Raw genomic sequence first — 1,693 nt, 5'->3', positions numbered from 1 at the left:
AAGGGTTGATACCGGTGCAATAGCCATAGCCGACCCTGAGCATTATACCAACCCTGCACCACCACAAGGTAACCCAAAAACATTATTTGTAAAGGTTACCACCCAGGATGGCTGTGTTAGCTACACCACCCTTACCATCAAGGTACTTCCGCTGCCAACACCGGATACCACCCCTGATGCTTTGGTACTGTGTGATGACAACGGCGATGGTGACGGCGTAGAGGAATTTGACCTTACCCAGGCCGCAGCCGATATAAAAGACAACGGCAGCAACTACATCCTTACCTACTATACTACACAGGAAGATGCGCAGAATGAAGTAAACCCTATAGCTGACCCTTCAGCCTATGAAAGCGGGACAGGTTCAGTGTGGGTACGTGTTGCCCTTGATACGCACAACCCTGCAGAGCCGATGTGTGCGCAGATCGTTGAGCTGCCGCTTATCGTGAACCCGCTTCCACCGGTAGCTGACCTTGAGCCATTTGCGCATTGTGAGCAGAATACCGACGGCGCCTATGATTTTAACATCCAAGAGTATGTAAACAATGCCCTTGGCGGCAATGAAGCGGATGAGTATGATGTAGACTTCTTTGAAGACGCGGCACTTACCACCCCGGCAGTACCGGTAACAGCCTACCCTGTAACAGGAGGCAGCGGTACGGTATATGTAAAAGTAACCAATAACGATACAGGCTGTATGATCGTAAAAGAGCTTAGCCTGCTTGTAGAGGAAGGTGCGATTGCCAATCCAATTACTACTGTATTTGATGAATGTGACTATGACGGTGCCAATGACGGTATCATCAGCACCTGGGACCTTACGGTTGTAGAAGGTGAAGTACTGGGCACGCAGGACCCTGCAGACTATGAGGTAACGTATTACACCAGCCTGGAAGATGCAGAGAACTATGAGAATGCCATAGCCACCCCTGAGGCTTATACCAATACTATAGCCGATGACCAGACCATCTGGGTAAGGGTAACCAATACCGCTACACTAAGCAAATGCCATGATATCACTACCTTCACCCTGCATGTAGAGCGCCTTGCAGAACCTGTGATCACAGGGGAAAACGGCAGCAATACGGTATGTATCGATGTAGATGGTACCACAGACGGCCTGCTGCTTGACAGCGGTGTAGTCCCTGCAGGGCACAGCTACCGCTGGTTCTTAAACGGAGTGGAGCTTACCGATGCCGATCCGTCCTCAGGTACTTACCTTGCCGTATCGGAAGGTGATTATACGGTAGAGGTAACCGGCCCGCTTCCTAATGCGTGTGTATCTGACCTTTCAGCAGTATTTACAGTGATCAAATCAGGAATGGCCAGCCCTGTAGGAGCAGGTTATTATGTAACCAACTACTTCAGCGACAACCAGGTGATCACCATCACAGTGGAAGGAAACGGAGAGTATGTGTACCAGCTTGATGAAGGCCCTACACAGACCAGCCCTGTATTTACCAATGTATCCCCAGGCCCTCACATGGTAAGGGTATATGATGTGAAGACCGAGTTCAGCTGTGGAGTACTTCCGATAGAAGGTGTAAGCGTTGTAGACTACCCTAACTTCTTTACCCCTAACGGTGACGGCTTCCATGATACGTGGAATATCATCGGGCTTCAGAACACAGGATCTGTAATTTACATCTTTGACCGCTACGGCAAGCTTATCAAACAGATCAGCCCTGACCTT

At 49.6% G+C, this 1,693-nt stretch carries 1 protein-coding gene; it reads left to right on the top strand.

Annotation, left to right across the window (positions count from 1 at the left end):
* Positions 1–1,693: T9SS type B sorting domain-containing protein (locus NHE85_RS16675; RefSeq protein ID WP_252813340.1), on the top strand; the 1,693-nt coding region annotated here is incomplete at both ends.

Origin of the sequence: Flavobacterium sp. NRK1, from assembly GCF_024054175.1 — a bacterium.
Lineage (GTDB): Bacteria > Bacteroidota > Bacteroidia > Flavobacteriales > Flavobacteriaceae > Flavobacterium.
Note: the sequence above shows the minus strand (reverse complement) of the source record. Positions and strands in the feature narration are given on the sequence as shown.